The 501-nt window shown below is 62.3% G+C and carries 1 protein-coding gene and 1 pseudogene; both read left to right on the top strand.

Going from position 1 to position 501, the window contains the following annotated elements:
- Positions 1-89 (top strand): annotated as a pseudogene (locus tag U1T56_RS24680) (adenosylcobinamide-GDP ribazoletransferase); the annotation flags it as partial.
- Positions 86-501: histidine phosphatase family protein (locus U1T56_RS24675; RefSeq protein WP_418162104.1), on the top strand; the 416-nt coding region annotated here is incomplete at its 3' end. The pseudogene U1T56_RS24680 and the gene U1T56_RS24675, both read left to right, overlap by 4 nt.

The following is a 501-nucleotide window of genomic DNA, read 5'->3' as shown; positions in this document are numbered from 1 at the left end:
GCGGCGATGTGCTCGGCGCGCTCATCGAAGGGGGAGAGACCGTGCTATGGGGCGTCCTTTGGCTGTTACGCTTATCCGTCATGGGATGACGGAACTGAATCGGCGCAATGCATATATCGGCTGGACGGACGCGCCGCTTTCGGCCGCGGAACATAGCAGGCTGCGCCGTTTGCGGGTCGAGTGGCCATATCCGGTCGACTGCATCGTGACAAGCGATCTTCGCCGTTGCTGGGAGACGGCGTCGCTGCTGTTTGGCAGCCGCCAGCCGGACTGGTGTACGAGCGGATGGCGCGAGCTTTTTTTTGGCGTCTGGGAAGGGAAAACGTTCGCCGAACTCGAAACGGATCTCGCGTACAAACGATGGCTCGAGTCGCCATTTTCGACGGCGCCGCCCGCCGGAGAAAGCTATGTTTCGTTTCAAGCGCGCATCAAACGGGCGCTCGCCGAGACGGTTGCGTTGGCTGAGCGGATGGGCGCCCGCCATGTGGCGATCGTCACCCA

Source organism: Benzoatithermus flavus (assembly GCF_037908215.1).
GTDB lineage: Bacteria > Pseudomonadota > Alphaproteobacteria > Geminicoccales > Geminicoccaceae > Benzoatithermus > Benzoatithermus flavus.
Note: the sequence above shows the minus strand (reverse complement) of the source record. Positions and strands in the feature narration are given on the sequence as shown.